The sequence below is a fragment of the Pseudomonas sp. GL-B-12 genome (assembly GCF_019955895.1).
Taxonomy (GTDB): Bacteria; Pseudomonadota; Gammaproteobacteria; order Pseudomonadales; family Pseudomonadaceae; genus Aquipseudomonas.
This window is the reverse complement of the sequence record NZ_JAHBCX010000024.1, coordinates 1-26675: the sequence shown is the minus strand read 5'-3', so window position 1 is coordinate 26675 and position 26675 is coordinate 1. Positions and strand designations below refer to the sequence as shown.

General features: G+C 61.1%; 17 protein-coding genes and 1 pseudogene. 14 read left to right on the top strand and 4 right to left on the bottom strand.

The genetic code is table 11. The annotated features are described in order from the left end of the window. Positions 1–134: 134 nt before the first annotated feature. The 3 genes from KGA85_RS14985 to KGA85_RS14975 form a co-directional block, all read right to left on the bottom strand. Entirely contained in the window at positions 135–848 is a 714-nt protein-coding gene (locus tag KGA85_RS14985; RefSeq protein ID WP_007975583.1) for an SPOR domain-containing protein, read from the bottom strand. Between the two features lies 1 nt (position 849). Further along, positions 850–2586 carry an arginine--tRNA ligase gene (gene argS / locus KGA85_RS14980; protein WP_223457592.1) on the bottom strand — a complete coding sequence of 579 codons (1737 nt, stop codon included), beginning with the start codon at positions 2584–2586 and terminating at the stop codon, positions 850–852. Between the two features lie 251 nt (positions 2587–2837). Next, a complete protein-coding gene (locus KGA85_RS14975) occupies positions 2838–5057 on the bottom strand; it encodes a primosomal protein N' (protein WP_223457593.1) in 2220 nt (739 codons plus the stop codon). Between the two features lie 206 nt (positions 5058–5263). On the opposite strand from KGA85_RS14975, the gene rpmE reads away from it, so the two are divergent. The 3 genes and pseudogenes from rpmE to KGA85_RS14960 all read left to right on the top strand — a co-directional run bounded on the left by rpmE (position 5264) and on the right by KGA85_RS14960 (position 7756). Then, positions 5264–5482, top strand: a complete 219-nt coding sequence (gene rpmE, locus KGA85_RS14970; protein ID WP_008047849.1) for a 50S ribosomal protein L31 — start codon at positions 5264–5266, stop codon at positions 5480–5482. 35 nt (positions 5483–5517) lie between these two features. Next, positions 5518–6305, top strand: a pseudogene (locus KGA85_RS14965) (thermonuclease family protein). A 182-nt stretch (positions 6306–6487) separates the two neighbouring features. Further along, the gene (locus KGA85_RS14960) at positions 6488–7756 is read left to right on the top strand and encodes a malic enzyme-like NAD(P)-binding protein (protein ID WP_095942355.1); all 1269 of its coding nucleotides are present in this window, start codon (positions 6488–6490) and stop codon (positions 7754–7756) included. 279 nt (positions 7757–8035) lie between these two features. On the opposite strand, the gene KGA85_RS14955 is transcribed toward KGA85_RS14960, so the two are convergent. Then, positions 8036–10474 (bottom strand): penicillin-binding protein 1A, encoded by a 2439-nt coding sequence (locus KGA85_RS14955; protein ID WP_411741623.1) that lies wholly within the window; start codon positions 10472–10474, stop codon positions 8036–8038. Positions 10475–10691: 217 nt separating this feature from the next. On the opposite strand from KGA85_RS14955, the gene KGA85_RS14950 reads away from it, so the two are divergent. The 11 genes from KGA85_RS14950 to hemE all read left to right on the top strand — a co-directional run bounded on the left by KGA85_RS14950 (position 10692) and on the right by hemE (position 26492). Then, positions 10692–11756 (top strand): pilus assembly protein PilM, encoded by a 1065-nt coding sequence (locus tag KGA85_RS14950; RefSeq protein WP_223457599.1) that lies wholly within the window; start codon positions 10692–10694, stop codon positions 11754–11756. Continuing rightward, positions 11756–12322 (top strand): PilN domain-containing protein, encoded by a 567-nt coding sequence (locus tag KGA85_RS14945; RefSeq protein WP_223457601.1) that lies wholly within the window; start codon positions 11756–11758, stop codon positions 12320–12322. Before KGA85_RS14950 ends, KGA85_RS14945 begins: the two co-directional genes overlap by 1 nt. Then, positions 12319–12942: a type 4a pilus biogenesis protein PilO gene (pilO, locus tag KGA85_RS14940; RefSeq protein ID WP_223457609.1), complete on the top strand. Its 624-nt coding sequence runs from the start codon at positions 12319–12321 to the stop codon at positions 12940–12942. The genes KGA85_RS14945 and pilO overlap by 4 nt, the downstream gene beginning before the upstream one ends. Then, positions 12939–13466 (top strand): pilus assembly protein PilP, encoded by a 528-nt coding sequence (locus KGA85_RS14935; protein WP_223457611.1) that lies wholly within the window; start codon positions 12939–12941, stop codon positions 13464–13466. Before pilO ends, KGA85_RS14935 begins: the two co-directional genes overlap by 4 nt. Positions 13467–13479: 13 nt before the next feature. Continuing rightward, a complete protein-coding gene (gene pilQ / locus KGA85_RS14930) occupies positions 13480–15549 on the top strand; it encodes a type IV pilus secretin PilQ (RefSeq protein ID WP_223457613.1) in 2070 nt (689 codons plus the stop codon). A 4-nt stretch (positions 15550–15553) separates the two neighbouring features. Further along, positions 15554–16072, top strand: a complete 519-nt coding sequence (gene aroK, locus KGA85_RS14925; RefSeq protein WP_057712350.1) for a shikimate kinase AroK — start codon at positions 15554–15556, stop codon at positions 16070–16072. 151 nt (positions 16073–16223) lie between these two features. Continuing rightward, positions 16224–17324, top strand: coding sequence for a 3-dehydroquinate synthase (aroB, locus tag KGA85_RS14920; RefSeq protein WP_223457615.1), 1101 nt, complete (start codon positions 16224–16226; stop codon positions 17322–17324). Positions 17325–17334: 10 nt separating this feature from the next. After that, complete coding sequence (locus KGA85_RS14915; protein ID WP_223457617.1) at positions 17335–18924, top strand: AAA family ATPase; 1590 nt, start codon at positions 17335–17337, stop codon at positions 18922–18924. Between the two features lie 350 nt (positions 18925–19274). Further along, a complete protein-coding gene (gene gltB / locus KGA85_RS14910; RefSeq protein WP_223457619.1) occupies positions 19275–23720 on the top strand; it encodes a glutamate synthase large subunit in 4446 nt (1481 codons plus the stop codon). A 32-nt stretch (positions 23721–23752) separates the two neighbouring features. Continuing rightward, a complete protein-coding gene (locus tag KGA85_RS14905) occupies positions 23753–25171 on the top strand; it encodes an FAD-dependent oxidoreductase (RefSeq protein WP_223457622.1) in 1419 nt (472 codons plus the stop codon). 253 nt (positions 25172–25424) lie between these two features. Continuing rightward, positions 25425–26492 carry a uroporphyrinogen decarboxylase gene (gene hemE / locus KGA85_RS14900; RefSeq protein WP_223457624.1) on the top strand — a complete coding sequence of 356 codons (1068 nt, stop codon included), beginning with the start codon at positions 25425–25427 and terminating at the stop codon, positions 26490–26492. The last annotated feature ends 183 nt before the right edge of the window (positions 26493–26675 follow it).

Here is a 26675-nt window from a genome sequence, read left to right as displayed (position 1 = left end):
GAGGGAGCTTGCTCCCGCTTGGCTGCGAAGCAGCCACAAACCCGGTCTATGCGGTCTACCTGATGGACCGCAAATGCAGGTTTTGGGAGTGCTGCGCACTCCAGCGGGAGCAAGCTCCCTCGCCACAGGGGGCGTTATCGGCTTTGGCGTTGTTGTAACAGCAAGTTGCTAAAGCCTGCGCCGGCCAATTGTTTCTGCGCCGTGGTCAGTTGTTCGCGGTTGCTGAACGGTCCGACCAGCACCCGATACCAGGTTTCGTCCTTCACCGTGCCGGACTCAACCGCCACGGCCTGGCCCAACAGAATGATCTGCGCCCGAACCTTGTCCGCATCAGTCTCTTTGCGGAACGAGCCAGCCTGCAGGAAAAACTTCGTCACAGGCGCAGCCTTGACCGGTGGCGCAGGAGGCGGAGTAATCCCGGCCAAAGCAGCCTGGGCGCGCGCGGTGTCGATCTTCGCCGCTTCGGCCGGGGTGACCGGCGTGGTCGGGATGGCCGGCACTTGCGGCGTCGGCAGGGTTTTTTCCGGCACGGCATCCGGCGGCACGATGACTTCCGATTCCGGCAGCAAGGTGTAGAAGTCGTACTTCGGCTTCACCGGTTGCGTCGGGCTCGGCGGGGTCTTGTTGGCCTCGGCGATCTTGCTGGCTTTCTGCTGTTGCTGTTGCTCGACTTTTTCACGCTTGACCGTGTCGCTGCCCTTGCCCGGTTCCAGCTTCATCAGGAATACGATGAAAGCGCCGACCGTCAGGCCGATGGCCATCCACAGCCAGCCCGGGATCGGTTGCTTTGCAGGAGCTTGGTAACGGCTGGCGCCACGCTTGGGTGCAGGTTTTTTCTTGGCAGCCAACTTACATACGCTCCAGAGTTTCCAGGCCCAAGAGTTCCAGGCCTTGCTTGAGAGTGCGTCCGGTCAGCGCGGCGAGGCGCAGGCGACTCTGCATTTGTGCCGGGGTATCGGCGGCGAGGATCGGGCAGTTCTCGTAGAAGCTGGAGAACAGGCCTGCGACGTCGTACAGGTAAGTGCAAAGGATGTGCGGGGTGCCTTTTTCGGACACGTTGTTCAGGATCTCGCCAAACTGCGCGAGCTTCGCCGCCAGTTCGTGTTCGTGCGCCGCTTCGAGGACGATCTGGCCGTCGACTTCGCTGAAGTCCTTGCCGAGCTTGCGGAACACGCCGGCCACGCGGGTGTAGGCGTACAGCAGGTACGGTGCGGTGTTGCCTTCGAAATTGAGCATCAGGTCGAAGTTGAAGCTGTAGTCGCTGGTGCGGTGCTTGGACAGGTCAGCGTATTTCACTGCTCCGATGCCCACCACCTTGGCGATGTTGCGCAGCTCAGTCTCGGCCAGTTCAGGGTTCTTGTCCTTGACCAGGGTGTAGGCGCGCTCCTGGGCTTCGGTCAGCAGGTCGATCAGCTTCACGGTGCCGCCATCACGGGTCTTGAACGGACGACCGTCAGCGCCGTTCATGGTGCCGAAGCCCATGTGTTCCATTTCCATTGGATGGGTCACGAAACCGGCCTTGCGCGCCACGGCGAACACTTGCTGGAAGTGCAGGGCCTGACGCTGGTCGACGAAGTACAGCGCACGGTCGGCCTTGAGCTTGCCGCTGCGGTAGCGCACGGCCGCCAGGTCGGTGGTGGCGTAGAGGTAGCCGCCGTCAGCCTTGACGATGATCACCGGCAGCGGGTCGCCGTCGGCGTTCTTGAACTCGTCGAGGAACACGCACTGGGCGCCGTTGCTCTCGACCAGCATGCCTGCGGCCTTCAAGTCGTTGACCACGTTGATCAGGTCGTCGTTGTAGGCGCTTTCGCCCATCACGTCGGCCATGGTCAGTTTGACGTTGAGCAGTTCGTAGATCTTCTGGCAGTGGGACAGCGAGATGTCCTTGAACTTGGTCCACAGCGCCAGGCAATCGGCGTCGCCGGCCTGCAACTTGACCACCAGGCCACGGGCGCGGTCGGCGAACTCTGCGGATTCGTCGAAGCGTTGCTTGGCGGCGCGGTAGAAGTTCTCCAGGTCCGACAGCTCGTCGCTGGTGATCGGGTTTTCCTGCAGGTAAGCCATCAGCATGCCGAACTGGGTGCCCCAGTCGCCGACGTGGTTCTGACGGATCACGGTGTCGCCGAGGAATTCCAGCACGCGGGCCACGCCGTCGCCGATGATGGTCGAGCGCAGGTGGCCGACGTGCATCTCTTTGGCCAGGTTCGGTGCCGACAGGTCAACCACGGTGCGCTGCACCGGGCCAGCCTTGCGCACGCCGATGTGGGCGTCGGCCAGGGCGGCGTCCAGGCGGGTCGCCAGGGCGTCGGTGTTCTGGAAGAAGTTCAGGAAGCCCGGGCCGGCGATTTCGGTCTTGGCGACATTTTCGTCAGCCGGCAGCGCGGCAATGATTTTTTCCGCCAGATCGCGGGGCTTCATGCCGGCCGGCTTGGCCAGCATCATGGCGATGTTGCTGGCGAAGTCGCCGTTCTTCTTGTCGCGGGAGTTTTCCACCTGGATCGCCGGCGACAGGCCTTCAGGCAACACACCTTCGTTGACGAGTTGGGTGATGGCTTGTTGGATCAGCTGGCGAATGGTGTCTTTCATGGTCTTCTCTTTCGACCGCAGGCGCGGCGGCGCATCATGCGCTGGTGGAAAAACTGGGCATTATCCGTTGCGAAGACGGGCTTGCCAACCTTAGCAGGCAGGATATGGATGTGTGGTGACAATTAGGGCCTCTTCGCGAGCAAGTCGAATTGTCGCACCGCCGCTCCCACAGGTTTTGAGGTGGATACAAAATGTAGTTCCACCCGAGAACCACTGTGGGAGCGGGCTTGCTCGCGAAAGCGATCTCAAAATCAATATAGATCTACGGGATCAACATCCAAAGACCAGCGCACCGCCCGCCCGCTCGGCATCTGCTCCAGCACCAGCAACCAACTGGCCAGCAATCGATGCAAGGGTGCCCGCGCCGTAGCCTGCAACAACAGCTGCGCACGATAACGCCCGGCCCGGCGCTCCATCGGTGCGGGGACCGGTCCCAATAATTCGATCCCCGTCAGATTCTGCTCGACCAGCAAACGCTCCGCCTCGCTGCACGCCTCATCCAGGAAACCTTCGGCCTGACCCGGTTTATGCGCCTCGGCCCGCAGCAGCGCCAGGTGCGCAAACGGCGGCAATCCGGCCGCACGACGTTCGCTCAAGGCCTGTTCGGCAAAGGCGAAATAGCCTTGCTCGGTCAATTGCACCAGCAGCGGATGGTCGGCCAGGTGCGTCTGGATAATCACCTTGCCCGGCTCTTCGGCGCGACCTGCGCGACCAGCGACCTGGACGATCAGCTGCGCCATGCGCTCGCTGGCGCGGAAGTCGCCGGAGAACAGGCCACCGTCGGCGTCAAGGATCGACACCAGCGTCACCCGTGGAAAGTGGTGACCTTTGGCAAGCATCTGCGTGCCGATCAGGATGCACGGCTGGCCTTTTTGAATGGTTGCGAACAACTGGTTCATCGCATCCTTGCGCGATGTGCTGTCGCGGTCGACCCGCAGCACCGGATAGTCCGGGAACAGAATCGCCAGGCGCTCCTCGGCCCGTTCGGTGCCGGCGCCAACGGGGCGCAGATCGACCTTGTTGCACTTCGGGCACTGGCGCGGCACGCGTTCGACGTAGCCGCAATGGTGGCAGCGCAACTCGCCGTAACGCTGATGCACGGTCATCCGTGCATCGCAACGCTGGCATTCGGACATCCAGCCACAGTCATGGCACAGCAGGGTCGGGGCGAAGCCGCGGCGGTTGAGGAATACCAGGACTTGTTGTCCGGCGGCCAGGGTCTGGCCGATGGCTTGTTGCATCGGCCCGGAAATGCCGCTGTCCAGCGGGCGGCTTTTGACATCCAGACGCAGGAAGCGTGGCTGTTTGGCGCCGCCGGCGCGCTCGGTCAAGCGCAGCAGCCCGTAGCGGCCGGTGTAGGCGTTGTGCAGGCTTTCCAGCGAAGGGGTGGCGGAGCCGAGGACAATCGGGATGTTTTCCTGTCGCGCCCGCACCAATGCCAGATCACGGGCGTGGTAGCGCAAACCTTCCTGCTGTTTATAGGAGCCGTCGTGCTCTTCGTCGATGATGATCAGGCCGGGGTTCTTCATCGGTGTGAACAGGGCCGAGCGGGTGCCGATGATGATATCGGCCTCACCGTCCCGGGCGGCCAGCCAGGCCTCGAGGCGTTCGCGGTCATTGACCGCCGAATGGATCAGCGCGATACGGGCATTGAAACGCTGCTCGAAGCGCGCCAGGGTCTGCGGGCCGAGGTTGATTTCCGGGATCAGCACCAGCGCCTGCTTGCCGGCCTCCAGGGTTTCGCGGATCAACTGTAGATAGACTTCGGTCTTGCCGCTGCCGGTGACGCCGGCCAGCAGGAACGCGTGATAACTGTCGAAGCCGGCGCGAATCGCCTCATAGGCGGCGCGCTGCTCCGGATTCAGCGGGAGTTCCGGTTGCGCCAGCCAGTGTTCGTGGCGTGCGCCCGGGGCGTGCCGGCGGATCTCGACCTGCACCAGATCCTTGGCCAGCAGCAAATCCAGGCTGTCCTTGCTCAGCATCAGTTTGCTCAGCAATTGATGGGCGACGCCGTGGGGATGCTGGGCCAGCGTGGCCAGGGCTTCGCGCTGGCGCGGGGCGCGGGCGATGCGCGGATCGTCGAGGCTGGCCCCCGGCGCGGCGGACCAGAAACGCTCCTGGCGTGCTTCGGCCAGCTCACCCTGGCGCAGCAAAACCGGCAGCGCCCAACTCAAGGTGTCGCCGAGGCTGTGCTGGTAATACTGGGACGTCCACAGGCACAGCTTGAACAGCGCGGGTGGCAGCGGTGGCGTAGCGTCGAGCAGGGCCAGGGCCGGCTTGAGTTTCTCGACCGGCACTTCGCTGGTGTCGGTGACTTCCACCAGAATCCCGATCATCTCCCGTCGGCCGAACGGCACCCGCAGGCGCATGCCAGGATGCAGATGGGCGCGCAGGACGCCGGCCGGAGCGCGGTAGTCGAACAGGCGGCGCAGCGGCGAAGGCAGGGCGAGGCGCAGAATGGCGTCGGGCACGCGGGGGGATCTCGATTAGCAGGCAACAAAAGAAGGGGTGGACGCAGATCAATTGTGGGAATGCGCTTGAGGCCGGGAGCCTAGCAGACGGTCGGTCTCAGGGACAGCTTGCGTGAATGGGATTGTCTGGTAGAATCCGCGGCCTAATTACGTGCGGTATTCAACAATAGTGTTGGGTGGCGGCACGCTAGCCTGAGGAAAACACCATGAAAGCGGATATCCATCCAGAATACCCAGCAGTTGCTGTTACCTGCAGCTGCGGCAACAAGTTCGAAACCCGTTCGACCTTCGGCAAAGCCCTGGCGATCGACGTTTGCAACGAATGCCACCCGTTCTACACCGGTAAGCAGAAGACTCTGGACACTGGCGGCCGCGTTCAGCGCTTCGCCGACCGTTTCGGTGCTTTCGGCGCGAAAAAGGCCTAAGGCCAATCAACTTGGGAAGCCGTTCCGGTTTTTCCATGCTGATGAAAAAGGCGTCCCTCGCGGGCGCCTTTTTTGTGTCCGCGATTTGGCTATCCAGCGCCCAGGCGTTTTGCCCGGCACCCAGCGGCCTGACGCCCGTCGCGGTGCAGCGGGTGGTGGACGGCGACACTCTGCGCCTGAGCGATGGCCGCAGCGTGCGCATGATCGGCTTGAACACGCCGGAGCTAGGCAAGAATGGCCGCTCTGACGAACCGTTCGCCGTGGTCGCGCGCAAGCGGCTCGAAGCCCTGGTGGCGGCGAGTGATGGGCAGGTTGGTTTGCTGCCAGGTAAAGAAAGCAAAGACCATTACGGTCGCACCCTGGCCCATGTCTACGGTGCCGATGGCGCCAACCTTGAAGCGCAAATGTCGCCGAAGGCCTGGGTTTCCAGGTGGCCGTGGCGCCGAATGTCGATCTTGTCGCCTGTCAGCAAGCTGCGGAACGCAGCGCCCGCCAGGCTGGGCTCGGTGTATGGCGCCAGTCGCCTGTACTGAAAGCGGAGCAGATCAGCACTTCCGGTTTTGCCGTGCTCAGCGGTCGTGTGAGCAAGGTTCAGCGCAATCGTGGCGGGGTTTGGATCGAGTTACAGGATTCGGTTGTATTGCGCATTGCGCCCAATCTCCTGGGGCGGTTCGATGCAGCTACGCTGGAAAGGCTCGAGGGCAAGCAAATCGAGGCGCGCGGCTGGGTCCTGGATCGTTCGCGGCGTGGCGGTCTCAAGGAGGGTCAGGCACGCTGGATGTTGCCCTTGACCGACCCGGCGATGCTTCAAACGGCGCAGTGATAAAGAATTGTAGACATTTTTTCTGTCGATTGTGAACAGTCTATCCCTTGTGTTCCGTGGCTCTTGGCCCAAAGTCGTAGGGCCGGGCGCTTGACAGGGGTGACCGGTCAGTCTTGTGGGGACTTTGCGAGGCGCGTATCCTCGCTGACCAGTCTGTCCAACAGTAAAAGCGGAATGCCAAAATGTCTGATCTGAAAACTGCCGCTCTCGAATATCACGCCAATCCTCGTCCAGGGAAGCTGAGTGTCGAGCTCACCAAGGCCACTGCTACCGCTCGCGACCTGTCGCTGGCCTACAGCCCGGGCGTAGCCGAACCAGTCCGCGAGATCGCCCGCGATCCTGAACTGGCCTACAAGTACACCGGCAAAGGCAACCTGGTTGCAGTCATTTCCGATGGCACCGCGATTCTCGGCCTGGGTAACCTCGGCCCATTGGCTTCCAAGCCAGTGATGGAAGGTAAAGGCGTGCTGTTCAAGCGCTTCGCCGGTATCGACGTTTTCGACATCGAAGTCGACTCCGAAAGCCCGCAAGCCTTCATCGACACCGTCAAGCGCATCTCCATCACCTTCGGTGGCATCAACCTGGAAGACATCAAGGCACCAGAGTGCTTTGAAATCGAACGCGCTCTGATCGAGCAGTGCGATATTCCGGTATTCCACGATGACCAGCACGGCACCGCTATCGTGACCGCGGCCGGCATGATCAACGCCCTGGAAATCGCTGGCAAAACCCTGCCGGAAGCCAAGATCGTCTGCCTGGGTGCCGGCGCCGCCGCCATCTCCTGCATGAAGTTGCTGGTGAGCATGGGCGCCAACATCGAAAACATCTACATGGTCGACCGTACCGGCGTGATCCACTCCGGCCGTGACGACCTGAACCAGTACAAGGCTGTGTTCGCTCACGCGACCGACAAGCGCACCCTGGCTGACGCCCTGCAAGGCGCTGACGTGTTCGTTGGCCTGTCCGGCCCGAACCTGCTGAGCGCTGAAGGCCTGCTGTCGATGGCGCCTAACCCGATCGTGTTCGCCTGCTCCAACCCGGATCCGGAAATCGCCCCGGAACTGGCGCACGCCACCCGTAACGACGTGATCATGGCCACCGGTCGTTCCGACTACCCGAACCAGGTCAACAACGTACTGGGCTTCCCGTTCATCTTCCGTGGTGCCCTGGACGTTCGCGCCAAGCGCATCAACGAAGAAATGAAAGTGGCTGCGGCCAACGCCCTGCGTGAACTGGCCAAGCTGCCAGTACCTCAGGAAGTGTGCGATGCCTACGGCGGCATCAAGCTGGAATTCGGTCGTGAGTACATCATTCCGAAGCCAATGGATGCCCGTTTGATCACCCTGATCTCCGATGCCGTGGCTAAAGCCGCCATCGAGACCGGCGTGGCAACCCTGCCGTATCCGAAGAACTACCCGCTGAAAAGCGTGGATGACGTATTCAACGGCTAAGCCGTTGTAGCGCTTCAACGAAAAGCCCCGGCTTGTGAGAGTCGGGGCTTTTTTGTGCCTGACAGTTTTGTGCCGCCTGTCAGGGCCTCTTCGCGGGCAAGTCGAATCGTCGCACCGCCGCTCCCACAGGTTCGGTGGCGTACATAGATTTTTTGTTCGACGCGGGCACTGTGGGAGCGGGCTTGCCCCCGAAGAGGCCGGGCCAGACAACATCAAAACCGGCAGGCAAAAAAAGCCCCGCACTTCTTTCGAAGACGGGGCTTTTCAGTATTGCGGCGATCAGAACAAATCGATCGGCGCCGCTTCATCCGCTGGCAGCGGGCTGCCAGGTGCCAGGCCGTTACCCAGTTCGTTCCCCGACGGTGGCGTATCTTCGACCTTGAACAATTCGAAGTAGGCCCCTGGCGTGCCCGGGCTGGCTGCGCGGCCGCTGATCGGATCGACTCGCAGGCTGAGGATGCCTTCCGGCTCCGGTTGCGTATGCGGCGGTTTGCCTTTGAGCGCGGCGCCCATGTAGTTCATCCAGATCGGCAGCGCGACGGTGCCGCCGAATTCCTTGCGGCCCAGGCTTTCCGGTTGATCGAAACCGGTCCACACCGTCGTCACATAATCGGCGTTGTAACCGGAGAACCAGGCGTCCTTGGATTCGTTGGTCGTACCGGTCTTGCCGGCAATGTCAGGGCGGCCCAAGGCCAGCGCGCGGCGACCGGTGCCGAGCTTGATCACGTCCTCAAGCATGCTGTTGAGGATGTACGTGGTGCGCCCGTCAACGACGCGTTCGGCCACGGCGGGTGCTTGTGGCGCCTGCGTAGTGCCCGGGGCTTCGCCTGGCGTTGCGTTGACCGTGAAGGCTTGAGGGGCGGGCACGGCAATGCCATCGCTGGCTGCACCGCCCTGAGGCACGCTCGGCGGATTGGCGACGAACAGCGTGTCACCGTTGCGGCTTTCGATCTTGTCGATGATGTACGGGGTGATCTTGTAGCCGCCGTTGGCGAAAGTGCTCCAGCCGGTGGCGATTTCCATTGGCGTCAAGGTCGCGGTGCCCAGTGCCAGGGACAGGTTGGGTGGCAGGTCCTGTTTGTTGAAGCCGAAGCGCGTGATGTAGTCGATGGTCTTGCCGACGCCCATCGCTTGCAGCAGGCGGATCGACACCAGGTTGCGCGACTTGTACAGCGCTTCACGCAGGCGGATCGGGCCGAGGAAGGTGTTGGTGTCGTTCTTCGGACGCCAGACCTTGTCCAGATACTCGTCGACGAACACGATCGGTGCGTCGTTCACCAGGCTGGAGGCGGTGTAGCCGCTATCCAGTGCGGCAGCGTAGACGAACGGTTTGAAGCTCGAACCCGGCTGGCGCTTGGCCTGCAATGCGCGGTTGTAGTTGCTCTGCTCGAAGGCGAAGCCGCCGACCAGCGAACGAATGGCACCGTTCTGTGGGTCCAGGGATACCAGCGCGCCCTGGGCCTGCGGGATCTGGCTGAACTTCAGCGAATTGTCCGGCTGACGCTGCACGCGAATCAGATCGCCGACCTGGGTCACGTCCGATGGTTGTTTCGGGTTGGCGCCCATGCTGTTGGTATTCAGGAACGGCCGGGCCCACTTCATGGTGTCCCAGCTCACGTGTTCCTGGCCGGTGCGGGTCAGCACTTGCAGGCCGTTCTTGTCGACCTGGGTCACGATGGCCGGTTCCAGGCCGCTGATGGTGCGTTGTTTGGTCAGCTCGGTTGCCCAGGCTTCGCGAGTCTTGCCCGGCAGCCGCGACTCTGGCCCGCGATAGCCGTGGCGTTGATCATAGGTCATCAGGCCTTCATGGACCGCAGTGTTGGCCAGTTCCTGGAGGTCGCTCGGCACCGTGGTGGTGACGCGAAAGCCTTCGGTATACGCGTCGCTGCCATAACGCCCGACCATTTCGGCACGGGCCATTTCGGCGATGTACGGGGCGTTCACTTCCGGGGTCGGCACGTGATAGCTGGCGTTCAGCGGCTCGTTGACCGCAGTGGTGTAGTCGGCCTCGCTGATTTTTCCGAGCTTGTACATGCGCCCAAGGATCCAGTCACGACGCTCCTTGCTGCGCGCCGGGTTGGCCAGCGGGTTGAAACGCGACGGCGCCTTGGGCAGGCCGGCGATCATAGCCATCTGCGCCAGGCTGACATCGCGGATCGATTTGCCGTAATAGACCTGCGCCGCCGCCTCGATGCCATAGGCGCGGTTGCCCAGGTAGATCTTGTTGACGTACAGCTCGAGGATCTCGTCCTTGGTCAGCTGACGTTCGATCTGCAGGGCCAGCAAGATTTCGGTGGTTTTGCGCGAGAAGCTGCGTTCGCTGCTCAGGAAGAAGTTCTTCGCCACCTGCATGGTGATCGTGCTGCCGCCGGACTGGATGTGTCCGCTTTTGATCAGCTGGGTCGCGGCACGCATCAGGCTGCTCGGATCGACGCCGTAGTGGTTGGCGAAATTGTCGTCTTCAGCACTTAGTAACGCATTGATGAAATTGGGGGGAATGTCGGCGAAACGGATCGGTGTGCGGCGCATTTCGCCGAACTCTGCAATCAACTTGTTATCGCTACTGTAGACCCGCAAAGGGATCTGCAACTGGATGCTTCTCAGCGCCTCCACGGACGGTAGTCCGGGACTAAGGTAAAGGTACGCCCCGCTCAGACCCAGAAGGAGTCCGCAGAAAACCGCGACGATGGACCAACCGAAAAACTTCAGCAGACGAATCAAGGCTTTTGGATATCCAGGGTAAAAATGAATTGGGCAACAGGGTTCAGGCTAAATGAGAACAACCCGCGCTTGAGCAAATGCGGAAAAAAAACGCTGGGCATTATAAGCATTTTTCTGATCGGGAGCGCGGTTGGCGCTGCTGTCAAGACGGGTGGATTGAACGCAATGGATATTGCAGAGTCCGTAACTCACGGAAAGTCATAGGGAATTGGTAGTGCCAGGACTCTTCAACAAAAAATCCAATACGCTCTTGGGAATCGATATCAGCTCCACCTCGGTGAAACTTCTGGAGTTGAGCCGTCAGGGTGAGCGCTTTCGGGTCGAGGCCTATGCGGTCGAGCCGTTGCCGGTCGGCGCGGTGATCGAAAAGAATATCGCCGAGCTCGAAGGCGTGGGGCTGACCCTCGCGCGCGCGCTGGCCAAGGCCAGAACCGGTCTAAAGAACGTGGCCGTGGCCGTGGCGGGCTCAGCGGTGATCACCAAGACCATCGAGATGGATGCCGGTCTTTCCGAGGACGAGATGGAAAGCCAGCTGAAGATCGAGGCTGATCAGTACATTCCTTATCCCCTGGACGAAGTCGCGATCGACTTTGAAGTCCAGGGCACCTCCGTGCGCAATCCGGATCGCGTCAACGTACTGCTCGCCGCTTGTCGCAAGGAAAACGTCGAAGTCCGCGAGGCAGTCCTGGCCCTGGCGGGGTTGACCGCCCGCGTGGTCGATATCGAGGCCTACGCGCTGGAGCGTTCATTCGAATTGCTGGCCAGCCGGCTCGCGGTTTCCGGGGAGCCTTTGACGGTCGCAGTGGTGGACATCGGTGCCACCATGACCACCCTGAGCGTGCTGCACAACGGGCGGATTATCTACACCCGCGAACAACTGTTCGGCGGTCGGCAGTTGACCGAGGAAATCCAGCGTCGCTATGGCCTGACGCTGGAGCAGGCGGGGCTGGCGCAAAAGCAGGGCGGCCTGCCGGATGACTATGCCGGTGAGGTCTTGCAGCCATTTCGAGAGGCACTTGTGCAGCAGGTGTCGCGCTCGTTGCAATTCTTCTTTGCCTCAGGCCAATACAGCGCCGTCGACCATGTCCTGCTGGCCGGCGGTACCGCGTCGATCCCGGGGCTGGACGGTTTGATCGAGCAGCAATTGGGTACGCCGACCCAGGTCGCGAACCCTTTTTGCGAAATGACTCTGGGCAGCAAGGTCAATGGTGCTGCCCTGGCGAGTGATGCCCCGGCGCTGATGATCGCCTGTGGTCTGGCCCTCAGGAGCTTCGACTGATGGCACGGATCAACCTTTTACCTTGGCGCGAGGAGCGGCGTGAAGTCCGCCGCAAGCGCTTCCTGCTGGTCCTGGTGGCCGTGATGGTGGGCACGATGGGCGCGGTGCTGGTCGCGAACCAGGCCATCAGCGGCGCCATCGACCGGCAAGTCGCCCGTAACGATTACATCGGCAAGCAAGTCGCCGTGGTCGATGAGCGGATCAAACAGATCAATGATCTCAAGGCGCGCCGTCAGCAACTGGTCGAGCGCATGCGCATCATCCAGGACCTGCAAGGCAATCGCCAAATCAGCGGGCGAATATTTGACCAGTTGGCGCGAGCACTGCCTGACGGCGTGTATTTCACCGAAGTGAAAATGACCGCAAAGACCTTGTCCATCACCGGCGCTGCGCAATCCAACAACCGTGTTTCAGAATTGATGCGCAATCTCGAGGCATCGGACTGGTTCGATGCGCCGAGCCTGACCGAAGTCAAGGCTACAGCTGTCGGCCAGGTGGAGCAGGCCAACGTCTTCCGGTTAACCGTTCGCCAGACTCAGCCCGCAACACCGGAGGGGGGCAAATGAGTCCGTCCGAATGGTTCGAAGGGCTGCGCAAGATCGACATCAATGACCTGGATACCAGCAACATGGGTTCCTGGCCGCCGGCGATCAAGTTTCTGGTGGCTGGTTTGCTCGTGCTTCTGGTGCTGGCCCTGGGCTACAACTTTTCCACTCGCGACCTTGTGAGCCAGCTCGATCTCAAGCGCGAGGAAGAGTCGACACTCAAGGAACAGTTCGCCGACAAAGCCCGCATGGCGGCGAATCTGGATCTCTACACCCGGCAGTTGAAGGAGATGGAGAACGCCTTCGGCGTGCTGTTGCGGCAACTGCCCGGCGACACCGAAGTGCCCGGCTTGCTGGAAGACATCACGCGTACGGGCCTGGGCAGTGGCCTGGAGTTCGAAGAGATCAAGTTGCTGCCGGAGGTCGCCCAGCCGTTCTACATCGAACTGCCGATCCAGATCACGGTCACCGGGGATTACCACGACCTGGCCACCTTCGTCAGTGGTGTGGCCGGATTGCCGCGAATCGTCACCTTGCACGATTTCGACCTTGCCCCCGTCAGCCCCGAGGGTGGTCCGAAACTGCGCTTGAGCATCCTCGCCAAGACCTACCGCTACAACGACAAGGGACAGCATCAATGAGCCCGGCACGTTGTTTTTCGGTGGTGGTGTTGCTGTCTGCCCTGTCCGGTTGTGGCGCAGGCGATGACTACACCGATCTGGACGCGTACATGAACGAAATGCGCCTGCATGGGCCGGGCAGGATTGAACCAACGCCGGTATTCCGGTCTTACCCGACATTCACTTACAACGCGGCGAATCTGCGCAGCCCGTTTTCGCCACAAATCAGCACTGATCTGGCGGCCCAGCGGCGGGGTTCGCGTAACGTCAAACCCGACCCAGGGCGGGTCAGGCAATACCTCGAAGGCTTCAACATCGAGCAGTTTGAAATGGTCGGCACCCTTTCCAATGCAACGGGCTCCTATGCCCTGCTGCGCGGGGCGGGTGGGGTGCACCGGCTGAAAGTCGGCGATTACCTGGGGCGTAACGACGGACGGATCGTTGCGATCAGCGGCTCGCAAGTCGATGTGGTTGAAATTGTCCCTGATGGTCAGGGCGCGTGGCTGGAGCGTCCCCGGACCATCCCTTTGAAAGAGCACTCATAGTGGAACTCCAATAATGAACAGGATTCTCTCCACCGTCGGCCTTTCGCTATGGATAGCGTTGTTGTCGCCGATGGTACAAGCGGCCAATCTCAAGGCGCTGGATGTCGCTGCGCTGCCGGGTGACCGTGTCGAGTTGAAGTTGTCGTTCGATGAGCCGCCCCCGGTGCCCCGCGGCTACACGACGGAGTCGCCGGCTCGGATTGCCCTGGATTTACCGGGTGTCGCCAGTCAGCTGGCCAGCAAGACTCGCGATCTCGGCAGTGGAAATGCCCGTAGTGCAACGGTGGTGGAGGCCGGGGACCGTACGCGATTGATCATCAACCTGACCCGGCCGGCCCCGTACGACTCGCGAATTGAAGGCAACAATTTGCTGGTAGTTGTCGGGCAGGGAGTCAAACCGTCGACATCCAGGCCGGCGGCCGCAGCAATGCCGGTTCCGGCACGAGCCGCCGCGACGGCAGGCAAGGCCATTCGGGGTGTGGATTTCCAACGGGGAACCCAGGGTGAAGGCAACGTGGTGATCGACTTGTCGGATCCATCGATTGCGCCCGACATACAAGAGCGCGAGGGCAAGATCATCGTCGGATTTGCCAAAACCCGATTGCCCGAGCCATTACGCGTGCGTCTGGACGTGAAGGATTTCGCCACGCCAGTGCAGTTCGTCAATGCCAGCGCGAGCGGCGATCGAGCCACCATCAGCATTGAACCCGGTGGCACGTTCGATTACTCGACCTATCAGACTGACAATAAGCTCACGGTCAGCGTTCGCCCGGCGACGGTCGACGAGCTGCAAAAGCGCAATGCCAGGCAACAAGCCTACAGCGGCGAGAAGCTTTCGCTGAATTTCCAGGACATCGATGTGCGCTCGGTGCTGCAACTGATCGCCGATTTCACCAACCTCAATCTGGTGGCCAGCGACACTGTCCAGGGGGGAATTACCCTGCGTTTGCAGAGCGTGCCGTGGGATCAGGCGCTGGATCTGGTGCTGAAAACCAAGGGGCTGGACAAGCGCAAGGTCGGTAATGTCCTGCTTGTTGCGCCGGCCGATGAAATTGCTGCCCGTGAGCGTCAGGAGCTGGAATCGCAGAAGCAGATTGCCGATCTGGCGCCGTTGCGTCGGGAATTGTTGCAGGTGAATTACGCCAAGGCGGCGGACATCGCCAAGCTTTTCCAGTCGGTGACCAGTGCCGAAGCGAAACCCGACGAACGGGGGTCGATCACCGTCGATGAGCGCACCAACAACATCATTGCCTACCAGACCCAGGACCGGCTTGATGAGCTGCGCAGGATCGTCACGCAACTGGATATCCCGGTGCGTCAGGTCATGATCGAGGCGCGCATTGTCGAAGCCAACGTCGACTATGACAAAAGCCTCGGGGTGCGCTGGGGCGGTTCGATACAGAACAAGGGCAACTGGAACACCTCCGGCGTCAGCAATGGACTCAATGGGTCATCGACCATTGGCACGCCCGGCAGTACCAGCACCAACTCACCGTTCGTCGACATGGGCGTAGCCAACAACACCTCGGGAATCGGCATCGCGTTCATCACCGATAACGTCTTGCTGGACCTGGAGCTGACGGCGATGGAGAAAACCGGTAACGGGGAAATCGTCTCGCAACCCAAGGTGGTCACGTCCGACAAGGAAACCGCGAAAATCCTCAAGGGCACCGAGATTCCCTATCAGGAAGCCAGTTCCAGCGGCGCGACTTCGGTGTCGTTCAAGGAGGCTTCGCTGTCGCTGGAGGTGACGCCGCAGATCACGCCCGACAACCGGATCATCATGGAGGTCAAGGTCACCAAGGACGAACCGGACTTCCTGAACAAGGTCCAGGATGTACCGCCCATCAAGAAAAACGAAGTTAACGCCAAGGTCCTGGTCAACGATGGCGAGACCATCGTCATTGGCGGTGTTTTCTCAAATACTCAGAGCAAGGTTGTAGATAAGGTGCCATTTCTTGGCGATGTGCCGTATCTTGGCCGCCTTTTCCGGCGTGATGTGGTTTCGGAGAAAAAATCCGAGCTGTTGGTATTCCTCACTCCGCGTATCATGAATAATCAGGCGATTGCTGTGAGTCATTGATTCTGTGCGAAATTTGATTCTTGTTGGACCGATGGGTGCTGGAAAAAGCACCATCGGCCGGTTGCTGGCCAAAGAGCTGCGCCTGCCATTCAAAGATTCCGATAAGGAAATTGAATTGCGCACGGGCGCCAATATCCCTTGGATCTTCGATAAAGAAGGCGAACCGGGCTTTCGTGATCGCGAGCAGGCAATGATTGCCGAGCTGTGCGATTGCGACGGTGTGGTGCTGGCGACAGGCGGGGGCGCGGTCATGCGCGAAGCCAATCGGCGGGCACTGCATGCCGGTGGGCGGGTGGTTTATCTGCATGCGTCGGTCGAGCAGCAGGTCGGCCGCACGTCCCGCGACCGCAATCGGCCATTGTTGCGTACCGCCGATCCGGCCAAGACCCTTCGGGATCTGTTGGCGATCCGCGATCCGCTTTATCGGGAAATTGCCGACCTGGTGGTCGAAACCGATGAGCGGCCGCCACGAATGGTCGTACTCGACATTCTAGAGCGCTTGCAGCAGTTGCCACCCCGTTAAAGCGTCGCGCGAAATGCGCTATCCTCGGCGTCCCGCCATGACCGCTCAAGGTTGTGGCGGATGGCTACGGAACGGCGTCACACCAGCAGAGGCCGTGGATATTCGTTAACTCAAGGCAGAACGCCTGATTCCATCTTCACTGTGGGGACACATGCAGACACTCAAGGTCGATCTAGGCGAGCGCAGCTACCCGATTCATATTGGCGAAGGTTTGTTGGATCAGCCTGAGCTGCTGGCCCCGCACATTCGCGGACGGCAAGTAGCGATCATCTCCAACGAGACTGTTGCGCCGCTCTATCTCGAGCGTCTGACCCGCAGCCTGGCGCAGTTCTCGGTGATTTCCGTGGTACTGCCGGACGGTGAAGCCTTCAAGACCTGGGAAACCCTGCAACTGATTTTCGATGGTCTGCTGACCGCCCGGCATGACCGCCGCACCACGGTGATCGCCCTTGGCGGCGGTGTGATCGGTGACATGGCCGGCTTTGCCGCCGCCTGCTACCAGCGCGGCGTCGATTTCATTCAGGTTCCGACCACGCTGCTGTCGCAGGTCGACTCCTCGGTGGGTGGCAAGACGGGGATCAACCATCCGCTGGGCAAGAACATGGTCGGCGCCTTCTATCAGCCGAACGTGGTGCTGATCGATACCGCCAGCCTCAATACCCTGCCGGCGCGGGAACTGTCCGCCGGGCTGGCCGAAGTCATCAAGTACGGGCTGATCTGCGATGAGCCGTTCCTGACCTGGCTCGAAGACAACGTCGACCGCCTGCGCAATCTGGACCAGCAAGCCCTGACCTATGCCATCGAACGCTCCTGCGCAGCCAAGGCGGCGGTGGTCGGTGCCGATGAAAAAGAGACGGGCGTTCGTGCCACATTGAACCTGGGCCACACGTTTGGCCACGCCATCGAAACCCACATGGGCTATGGTGTATGGCTGCATGGTGAGGCGGTGGCTGCTGGCACCATAATGGCGCTGGAAATGTCCGCGCGACTGGGCTGGATCAGCGAGCAGGAGCGTGATCGCGGCATTCGTCTGTTCCAGCGTGCGGGGCTGCCGGTCATTCCGCCGGAAGAGATGACAGAAGCCGATTTCCTCGAACATATGTCCATTGATAAAAAAGTGATCGACGGTCGTTTGCGCCTGGTGCTGCTGCGCCACATGGGCGAAGCGGTGGTGACCGACGATTATCCGAAAGAGGTTCTACAGGCCACGCTGGGGGCAGACTACCGCGCCCTGGCCCAGCTTAAAGGTTAATAAGAACACGATGACTAGTTTGCATGCCGACGAGGCTTTCCTCGGCCATTACCAGTTGAGTCATGACCCTTTTGCTCCACGGGTGCCTGGCTTCAAATTTTTCCCGGCCCAGCGCAAACCCGTGCTGGGGCAACTGCATCACCTGGCGCGTTATAGCCAGTTGTTGCTGGTGGTCACTGGCCCTCAGGGCAGTGGCAAGACTCTGCTGCGCCAGGCCCTGGTGGCCAGCACCAATAAGCAATCGGTACAGAGTGTGGTGGTTTCCGCCCGTGGTGCCGGTGATGCGGCGGGCATCCTGCGCCAGGTCGCCCAGGCGCTGAACGTGGCCCACGCCGAGATCGACACGATCCTGGGTCAGGTGGTGCAGCTTGCGCTGACCGGTCAGGAAGTCTATTTGCTGGTGGATGATGCCGAGCAGCTCGACGAATCTGCGCTCGAGGCCTTGATGGCCCTGGCTGCTGGTGCGCCGGAAGGGCGGCCCCATGTGTTCCTGTTCGGCGAGTCGTCGCTGATCGCTCAGCTTGATGCTTTGCACCTTGAGGAAGAGCGTTTTCACGTCATCGAGTTGCAGCCCTACACCGAAGAAGAGACTCGCGAATATCTGGATCAACGGCTTGAGGGGGCGGGTCGGGGGATCGAACTTTTCACCGCGGATCAGATCTCTGATATTCACGAAAGCTCCGACGGTTGGCCTGGCAACATCAACCAGGTTGCCCGCGATGCAATGATCGAAGCCATGATTGCCAGCCGCTCAGCGGTGAAGCGTCCAAAAATGGGGTTCAATATGCCGAAGAAACACGTATTGGCGATTTCCGCCGTCGTCGTGGTCGCGGTAGCTGCCGCCTGGTTGATGCCGGGTCGCAACAAGGCACCGACCACAGGTGCACCGGCCAACGAACAGGCGCAATTACCGCTTGGTCAGGGGCAGCCAACAGCAAATGGCGGTGCTCCGGCCGTCGAATTCGCCGGCAACACGCAGCCGATGCCATTGCCGTTGGTCGGTAACTCGCAACCGGTCATGCGCGGTCCGCTGGCTGAAGCGGCGGGTGGCATTACCGAGGGCGACGACGGCGTGCCGGTCGAAGGCTCCAGCGCCACACCGCCGACGGTGACCACCACTGCGCCGCCTGTGGGCGTTCCTGCCGGCCCTGCGCCGACGCCAGCGGCCAAGCCAACGCCTGCGCCGACTCAGGTCGCTACCGCCAAGCCAGCGCCTGCTCCAGTGGCCAAACCTGCTCCAGCCCCAGCCAAGCCAGCCGTTGCTGCGGCGGCCAAGCCTGCCGAGAAACCGGCTCCGGCGGCCAAGGCTGCTGGCGGCACCTGGTACGCCGGTCAGGCACCGGGCAACTACGTGGTGCAAATCCTTGGCACCAGCTCCGAAGCGTCCGCACAAAACTTCGTCAAGGAGCAGGGCGGCGAGTACCGTTACTTCAAGAAAGTCCTCAACGGCAAGCCGCTTTACGTCATCACCTACGGTAACTTCGCCAGTCGCGATGCAGCCGTAACTGCCATCAAGGCCTTGCCAGCGAAGGTTCAGGCTGGTAAACCTTGGCCTCGCACTGTCGCCAGCGTCCAACAGGAACTGGCAACAACTCGCTGAAGATTCGGCGGCCTTACCCAGGCCGCCTCTCCAAGCACCTCAAAATTTCTACAAGTGCGCGCCGCCTTCCGGGCTGCGTGCCTTGTGGTGTCTGCGTCATAGTAGCTTTTGAGTCGTAGCGGTCAAAATTAAAAAAAGTTTTGACTAGCACAGCAGATCGCTTTAAACCTTTCACAAATGCGACATAGATTTGCGACATTTCGTCGTCAAATTTGTGGGGCCAAGTGTCGGTGTGTACAATGACCTCCCTTTTGCTCCCGCAAAGCTGGCGTACGTTCGGCGTGGATGGCAAGTGGTTGAATTGAAAAGAAATTTGCCTCGAAAAGAGGCAGCCTGGTGAGAAAGCGTCTATGAAAGCAGGTCTGTACCAACCAGATGAATTCAAGGATAACTGCGGTTTCGGCCTGATAGCCCATATGCAGGGCGAGCCCAGTCATACCCTTTTGCAAACGGCCATCGAGGCCCTGACCTGCATGACCCACCGCGGTGGGATTAATGCCGACGGCAAGACCGGTGACGGTTGCGGTCTGCTGATTCAAAAGCCGGACGTGTTCCTGCGAGCCATCGCCCGGGAAACGTTCGGCGTCGAAATGCCCAAGCAATATGCAGTGGGCATGGTCTTCTTCAACCAGGACCCAGTCAAAGCCGAAGCCGCTCGCGAGAACATGAACCGCGAGATCCTGGCCGCCGGCCTGCAGCTGGTTGGCTGGCGCAAAGTGCCGATCGACACCAGCGTCCTCGGCCGCCTGGCCCTTGAGCGCCTGCCGCAGATCGAGCAAGTATTCATCGGCGGTGAAGGCCTGAGCGATCAGGACATGGCCGTCAAGCTGTTCACCTCCCGTCGTCGCTCGTCTGTGGCCAACGCCGCTGACACCGACCACTACGTCTGCAGCTTTTCCCACAAGACCATTATTTACAAAGGCCTGATGATGCCGGCGGACTTGACCGCCTTCTATCCGGACCTGAGCGATGAGCGCCTGCAAACCTCGATTTGCGTGTTCCACCAGCGCTTCTCCACCAACACCCTGCCGAAATGGCCGCTGGCTCAACCGTTCCGCTTCCTGGCGCACAACGGCGAGATCAACACCATCACCGGCAACCGCAACTGGGCCGTGGCCCGTCGTACCAAGTTCACCAATGACTTGATGGACCTGGAAGAACTCGGCCCGCTGGTCAACCGTGTCGGTTCCGACTCCTCGAGCATGGACAACATGCTGGAGCTGATGGTCACCGGTGGCATCGACCTGTTCCGTGGCGTGCGGATGATCATTCCGCCTGCGTGGCAGAACGTCGAGACCATGGATCCGGATCTGCGTGCGTTCTACGAATACAACTCGATGCACATGGAACCGTGGGACGGCCCAGCCGGCGTGGTAATGACCGACGGTCGTTACGCGGTGTGCCTGCTCGACCGTAACGGTCTGCGTCCGGCGCGTTGGGTCACCACCAAGAACGGCTTCATCACCCTGGCCTCGGAAATCGGCGTCTGGAACTACCAGCCTGAAGACGTGATCGCCAAGGGCCGTGTGGGACCTGGCCAGATCTTCGCCGTGGACACCGAAACCGGTCAGATCCTCGACACCGATGCGATCGACAACCGCCTGAAGTCCCGTCATCCATACAAGCAATGGCTGCGCAAGAATGCACTGCGCATCCAGGCGACCATGGAAGACAACGACCACGGTTCGGCGTTCTACGACGTCGATCAGCTCAAGCAATACATGAAGATGTACCAGGTCACGTTCGAAGAGCGCGACCAGGTGCTGCGTCCGCTCGGCGAGCAAGGCTACGAAGCCGTGGGCTCGATGGGCGACGATACGCCGATGGCCGTGCTGTCCCAGCGCGTGCGCACGCCGTACGACTATTTCCGCCAGCAGTTCGCGCAGGTGACCAACCCGCCGATCGACCCGCTGCGTGAAGCCATCGTCATGTCGCTGGAGATCTGCCTCGGTGCCGAGCGCAACATTTTCCAGGAGTCGCCGGAACACGCTTCGCGCGTGATCCTCAGCTCGCCGGTCATTTCCCCGGCCAAGTGGCGCTCGCTGATGAACCTCGATCGTCCGGGCTTCGAACGCGCGATCATCGATCTGAACTACGACGAGAGCGTCGGCCTGGAAGCTGCGATCCGCAACGTTGCCGATCAGGCTGAAGAAGCCGTGCGCGCCGGTCGTACCCAGGTTGTGCTGAGTGACCGTCATATCGCCCCGGGCAAGTTGCCGATCCACGCGTCCCTGGCTACCGGCGCGGTGCACCACCGCCTGACCGAGAAAGGCCTGCGTTGCGACTCCAACATCCTGGTGGAAACCGCGACCGCTCGCGATCCGCATCACTTCGCCGTGTTGATCGGTTTCGGCGCCTCTGCCGTTTACCCGTTCCTGGCCTATGAAGTGCTGGGCGACCTGATCCGTACCGGTGAAGTGCTGGGCGACCTCTACGAGGTGTTCAAGAACTACCGTAAAGGCATCACCAAGGGCTTGCTGAAGATCCTGTCGAAGATGGGCATCTCGACCATCACTTCGTACCGTGGTGCGCAGTTGTTCGAGGCCATCGGCCTGTCCGAGGAAGTCTGCAACCTGAGCTTCCGTGGCGTGCCGAGCCGTATCAAGGGTGCGCGTTTCGTCGACATCGAAGCCGAGCAGAAAGCCCTGGCCACCGAAGCCTGGAGCCCGCGCAAGCCGATCCAGCAGGGTGGATTGCTGAAGTTCGTCCACGGTGGCGAATATCACGCGTACAACCCGGACGTGGTCAACACCCTGCAGGCCGCCGTGCAGCAGGGCGACTACAGCAAGTTCAAGGAATACACGTCGCTGGTGGACAACCGCCCGGTGTCGATGATCCGCGACCTGCTGAAAGTCAAAACCCTCGACACTCCATTGGATATCAGCGAGATCGAACCACTGGAATCGGTGCTCAAGCGCTTCGACTCCGCCGGTATCTCGCTGGGCGCCCTGTCGCCGGAAGCTCACGAAGCCCTGGCCGAAGCCATGAACCGCCTCGGTGCGCGTTCCAACTCCGGTGAAGGCGGCGAAGACCCGGCGCGCTACGGCACCATCAAGAGCTCGAAAATCAAGCAGGTTGCCACCGGCCGTTTCGGTGTGACCCCGGAATACCTGGTCAACGCTGAAGTGCTGCAGATCAAGGTCGCCCAGGGCGCCAAGCCTGGCGAGGGTGGTCAGCTGCCAGGCGGCAAGGTCAACGGTCTGATCGCCAAGCTGCGTTACGCAGTACCGGGCGTGACCCTGATTTCGCCACCGCCGCACCACGACATCTATTCGATCGAAGACTTGTCGCAGCTGATTTTCGACCTGAAACAAGTCAACCCGAAGGCACTGGTCTCGGTGAAGCTGGTAGCAGAAGCGGGCGTCGGCACCATCGCCGCTGGTGTGGCCAAGGCCTACGCGGACCTGATCACCATCTCCGGCTACGACGGCGGCACCGGTGCATCGCCGCTGACCTCGATCAAGTACGCGGGCGCTCCGTGGGAACTCGGCTTGGCCGAAACCCACCAGACCCTGCGTGGTAACGACCTGCGCGGCAAAGTCCGGGTACAGACCGACGGCGGCCTGAAAACCGGCCTCGACGTGATCAAGGCGGCAATCCTCGGCGCTGAAAGCTTCGGCTTCGGCACCGCGCCGATGATCGCCCTGGGCTGCAAATACCTGCGCATCTGCCACCTGAACAACTGCGCCACCGGCGTTGCGACTCAGAACGAGAAGCTGCGCAAGGATCACTACATCGGTACCGTCGACATGGTGGTGAACTTCTTCACCTACGTCGCCGAAGAAACCCGTGAGTGGCTGGCCAAGCTGGGCGTGCGCTCCCTCGAAGAGCTGATCGGTCGTACCGATCTGCTGGAAGTCCTCGAAGGCCAGACCGCCAAGCAGCATCACCTTGACCTGACCCCGTTGCTGGGCAGCGACCACGTGCCGGCGGACAAACCGCAGTTCTGCGGTGTGGAACGCAACCCGCCGTTCGACAAGGGCCTGCTGGCCGAGAAAATGGTCGACATGGCCACCTCGGCGATCAACGACCTGAGCGGCGCTGAATTCGCCTTGGATATCTGCAACTGCGACCGTTCCATCGGCGCACGGATCTCCGGCGAAATCGCGCGCAAGCATGGCAACCAGGGCATGGCCAACGCGCCGGTCACGTTCCGCTTCAAAGGCACGGCCGGGCAGAGCTTCGGCGTGTGGAACGCCGGCGGCCTGAACATGTACCTGGAAGGCGACGCCAACGACTACGTCGGCAAGGGCATGACCGGCGGCAAGCTGGTGATCGTTCCGCCGAAGGGCAGCGTCTACCGCACTCAGGACAGTGCCATCATCGGCAACACCTGCCTGTACGGCGCCACCGGCGGCAAGCTGTTCGCCGCTGGTACCGCGGGCGAACGTTTCGCCGTGCGTAACTCCGGTGCCCACACCGTCGTGGAAGGCACTGGCGATCACTGCTGCGAGTACATGACCGGTGGTTTCGTCTGCGTATTGGGCAAGACCGGTTACAACTTCGGTTCTGGCATGACTGGCGGTTTCGCCTACGTGCTCGACCAGGACAACAGTTTCGTTGACCGGGTCAACCACGAACTGGTGGAAATCCAGCGGATCAGCGGCGAGGCGATGGAAGCCTACCGCAGCCACCTGCAACGCGTGCTGAACGAGTACGTCGAGGAAACCGACAGCGAGTGGGGTCGTGAACTCGCCGAGAACCTCGATGATTACGTGCGTCGTTTCTGGCTGGTCAAGCCCAAGGCTGCCAACCTGAAGTCGTTGCTTTCCAGCACCCGTGCCAACCCGCAGTGATATGCGCCTGAAGAGTTTGATGAGGTTTTAAAATGGCTGAACGTCTGAATAATGACTTCCAGTTCATCGAGGTCGGGCGCAAGGATCCGAAGAAGAAACTGTTGCGTCAACGCAAGAAAGAGTTCGTGGAAATCTACGAACCGTTCAAACCCCAGCAGTCGGCCGACCAGGCCCACCGCTGCCTGGGTTGCGGTAACCCGTATTGCGAATGGAAGTGCCCGGTGCACAACTTCATTCCCAACTGGCTGAAGCTGGTGGCCGAGGGCAACATCCTCCAGGCCGCCGAGCTGTCGCACCAGACCAACACCCTGCCGGAAGTCTGCGGCCGGGTGTGCCCGCAGGACCGTCTGTGCGAGGGTGCCTGCACCCTCAACGACGGCTTCGGCGCGGTGACCATCGGTTCGGTGGAGAAGTACATCACTGACACCGCGTTCGCCATGGGCTGGCGCCCGGACATGTCCAAGGTCAAGCCGACCGGCAAGCGCGTCGCGATCATCGGTGCCGGGCCTGCGGGCCTGGGTTGTGCCGACGTGCTGGTGCGCGGCGGCGTGACCCCGGTGGTGTTCGACAAGAACCCGGAAATCGGCGGTCTGCTGACCTTCGGCATCCCCGAGTTCAAGCTGGAAAAGACCGTACTGAGCAATCGTCGCGAAGTCTTCACTGGCATGGGCATCGAGTTCCGCCTCAACGCCGAGGTCGGCAAGGACGTGACCATGGAGCAACTGCTCGAAGAATACGATGCGGTATTCATGGGCATGGGCACCTACACCTACATGAAGGGCGGTTTTGCCGGTGAGGACCTGCCGGGCGTGTACGACGCACTGGACTTCCTGATCGCCAACGTCAACCGCAACCTGGGCTTTGAAAAGTCGCCGGCAGATTTCGTCGACATGAAAGGCAAGAAGGTCGTGGTACTCGGCGGTGGCGACACGGCGATGGACTGCAACCGTACTTCGATCCGCCAGGGCGCCAAGTCGGTGACCTGCGCCTATCGTCGTGACGAAGCGAACATGCCTGGCTCGCGCAAAGAGGTGAAGAACGCCAAGGAAGAAGGGGTGAAATTCCTCTACAACCGCCAGCCGATCGCCATTGTCGGTGAAGACAAGGTCGAAGGTGTGAAGGTGGTCGAGACCCGTCTCGGCGAGCCGGACGCCCGTGGCCGTCGCAGCCCCGAGCCGATCCCGGGCTCCGAAGAGATCATCCCGGCCGACGCCGTGGTCATCGCTTTCGGTTTCCGCCCAAGCCCGGCACCGTGGTTCGAACAGTTCGAGATCCAGACCGACAGCCAGGGCCGCGTGGTGGCGCCGGAACAAGGTCAGTACAAGCACCAGACCAGCAACCCGAAAATCTTCGCCGGTGGCGACATGGTGCGCGGTTCGGACCTGGTGGTGACGGCGATCTTCGAAGGCCGTAATGCGGCGGAAGGGATTCTGGATTATCTGGGGGTCTAAACCCTGATCCTGAGCCGAATGCAGTAAAAATGTGGGAGCGGGCTTGCTCGCGAAGAGGGAGTATCAGTCGACAGTTTTGTTGCCTGACACACCGCATTCGCGAGCAAGCCCGCTCCCACAGTTGTTTCGCGGTGTTGCTAAACTTCGTATTTCATTGCGACAAATTGACCCGATAGACAAAAGCCTCCGCTCTTGCCGTGCCTTTTGCGCCCGGCTCTGAGAAAATGCCCGTACTTTTTTTCCGGATGCCGACATGACTGCCCTGAAGAACGACCGTTTCCTGCGCGCCCTGCTCAAGCAACCCGTAGACGTCACCCCTGTGTGGATGATGCGTCAGGCCGGTCGCTACCTGCCTGAATACCGCGCCAGCCGTGCCAAGGCTGGCGATTTCATGAGCCTGTGCATGAACCCGGCGTTCGCTTGCGAAGTCACGATGCAGCCTCTCGACCGCTATCCACAGCTGGATGCGGCGATCCTCTTCTCCGACATCCTGACCATCCCCGATGCTATGGGCCAGGGCCTGTATTTCGAAACCGGCGAAGGTCCGCGCTTCAAGAAAGTCGTCAGCACCCTGGCCGACATCGAAGCCCTGCCGATTCCTGATCCGCAGAAAGACCTGGGCTACGTGATGGACGCGGTCAGCACCATCCGCCGCGAACTGAACGGCCGCGTGCCGCTGATCGGTTTCTCCGGCAGCCCGTGGACCCTGGCGACCTACATGGTCGAAGGCGGCTCGTCGAAAGACTTCCGCAAGACCAAGGCCATGCTTTACGACAACCCGCAAGCCATGCACCTGCTGCTGGATAAACTCGCGCAGTCGGTCACCAGCTACCTCAATGGCCAGATCATGGCCGGTGCGCAAGCGGTGCAGATTTTCGACACCTGGGGCGGCAACCTGTCGGCGGCGGCGTACCAGGAGTTTTCCCTGGCCTACATGAAGAAAATCGTCAGCGGCCTGATCCGCGAGCACGAAGGCCGCAAGGTGCCGGTGATCCTGTTCACCAAGAACGGTGGCCTGTGGCTGGAAAGCATCGCCGACGCCGGTGCTGATGCATTGGGTCTGGACTGGACCTGCGACATCGGCAACGCCCGCGCCCGTGTCGGCGACAAGGTCGCACTGCAAGGCAACATGGACCCGACCGTACTCTACGCCAAACCGGAAGCCATCCGCGCAGAAGTCGGGCGTATTCTGGCCAGCTACGGCAAGGGCAGCGGCCACGTGTTCAACCTCGGCCATGGCATCACGCCGGAAGTCGATCCGGAACACGCCGGTGCATTCCTGCGTGCCGTGCATGAATTGTCGGCGCAATATCACGAGTAACGGTCGACGCCGTTTTCCAGAAGCCTGTCCCGCCTCGTGCCGGACAGGCTTTTTTATGGTGCGCCCAGCATGGGCGCAATCTTGTGGGTGAAAGTCCCGCCGTAAGCTGACCACAGCGAACGAAGCGAAGCGCAACTGCATGAGGGCGACCGAGTGTGGGGAGGAAGCGTGGAGCGAAACCGC

What these genes read in the sequence shown, in the direction of transcription:
- argS (WP_223457592.1), bottom strand. Translation starts at nt 2,586, where the DNA reads ATGAAAGACACCATTCGCCAGCTGATCCAACAAGCCATCACCCAACTC.
- rpmE (WP_008047849.1), top strand. Translation starts at nt 5,264, where the DNA reads ATGAAAGCGGATATCCATCCAGAATACCCAGCAGTTGCTGTTACCTGC.
- KGA85_RS14960 (WP_095942355.1), top strand. Translation starts at nt 6,488, where the DNA reads ATGTCTGATCTGAAAACTGCCGCTCTCGAATATCACGCCAATCCTCGT.
- KGA85_RS14945 (WP_223457601.1), top strand. Translation starts at nt 11,756, where the DNA reads ATGGCACGGATCAACCTTTTACCTTGGCGCGAGGAGCGGCGTGAAGTC.
- pilO (WP_223457609.1), top strand. Translation starts at nt 12,319, where the DNA reads ATGAGTCCGTCCGAATGGTTCGAAGGGCTGCGCAAGATCGACATCAAT.
- KGA85_RS14935 (WP_223457611.1), top strand. Translation starts at nt 12,939, where the DNA reads ATGAGCCCGGCACGTTGTTTTTCGGTGGTGGTGTTGCTGTCTGCCCTG.
- pilQ (WP_223457613.1), top strand. Translation starts at nt 13,480, where the DNA reads ATGAACAGGATTCTCTCCACCGTCGGCCTTTCGCTATGGATAGCGTTG.
- aroB (WP_223457615.1), top strand. Translation starts at nt 16,224, where the DNA reads ATGCAGACACTCAAGGTCGATCTAGGCGAGCGCAGCTACCCGATTCAT.
- KGA85_RS14915 (WP_223457617.1), top strand. Translation starts at nt 17,335, where the DNA reads ATGACTAGTTTGCATGCCGACGAGGCTTTCCTCGGCCATTACCAGTTG.
- gltB (WP_223457619.1), top strand. Translation starts at nt 19,275, where the DNA reads ATGAAAGCAGGTCTGTACCAACCAGATGAATTCAAGGATAACTGCGGT.
- KGA85_RS14905 (WP_223457622.1), top strand. Translation starts at nt 23,753, where the DNA reads ATGGCTGAACGTCTGAATAATGACTTCCAGTTCATCGAGGTCGGGCGC.
- hemE (WP_223457624.1), top strand. Translation starts at nt 25,425, where the DNA reads ATGACTGCCCTGAAGAACGACCGTTTCCTGCGCGCCCTGCTCAAGCAA.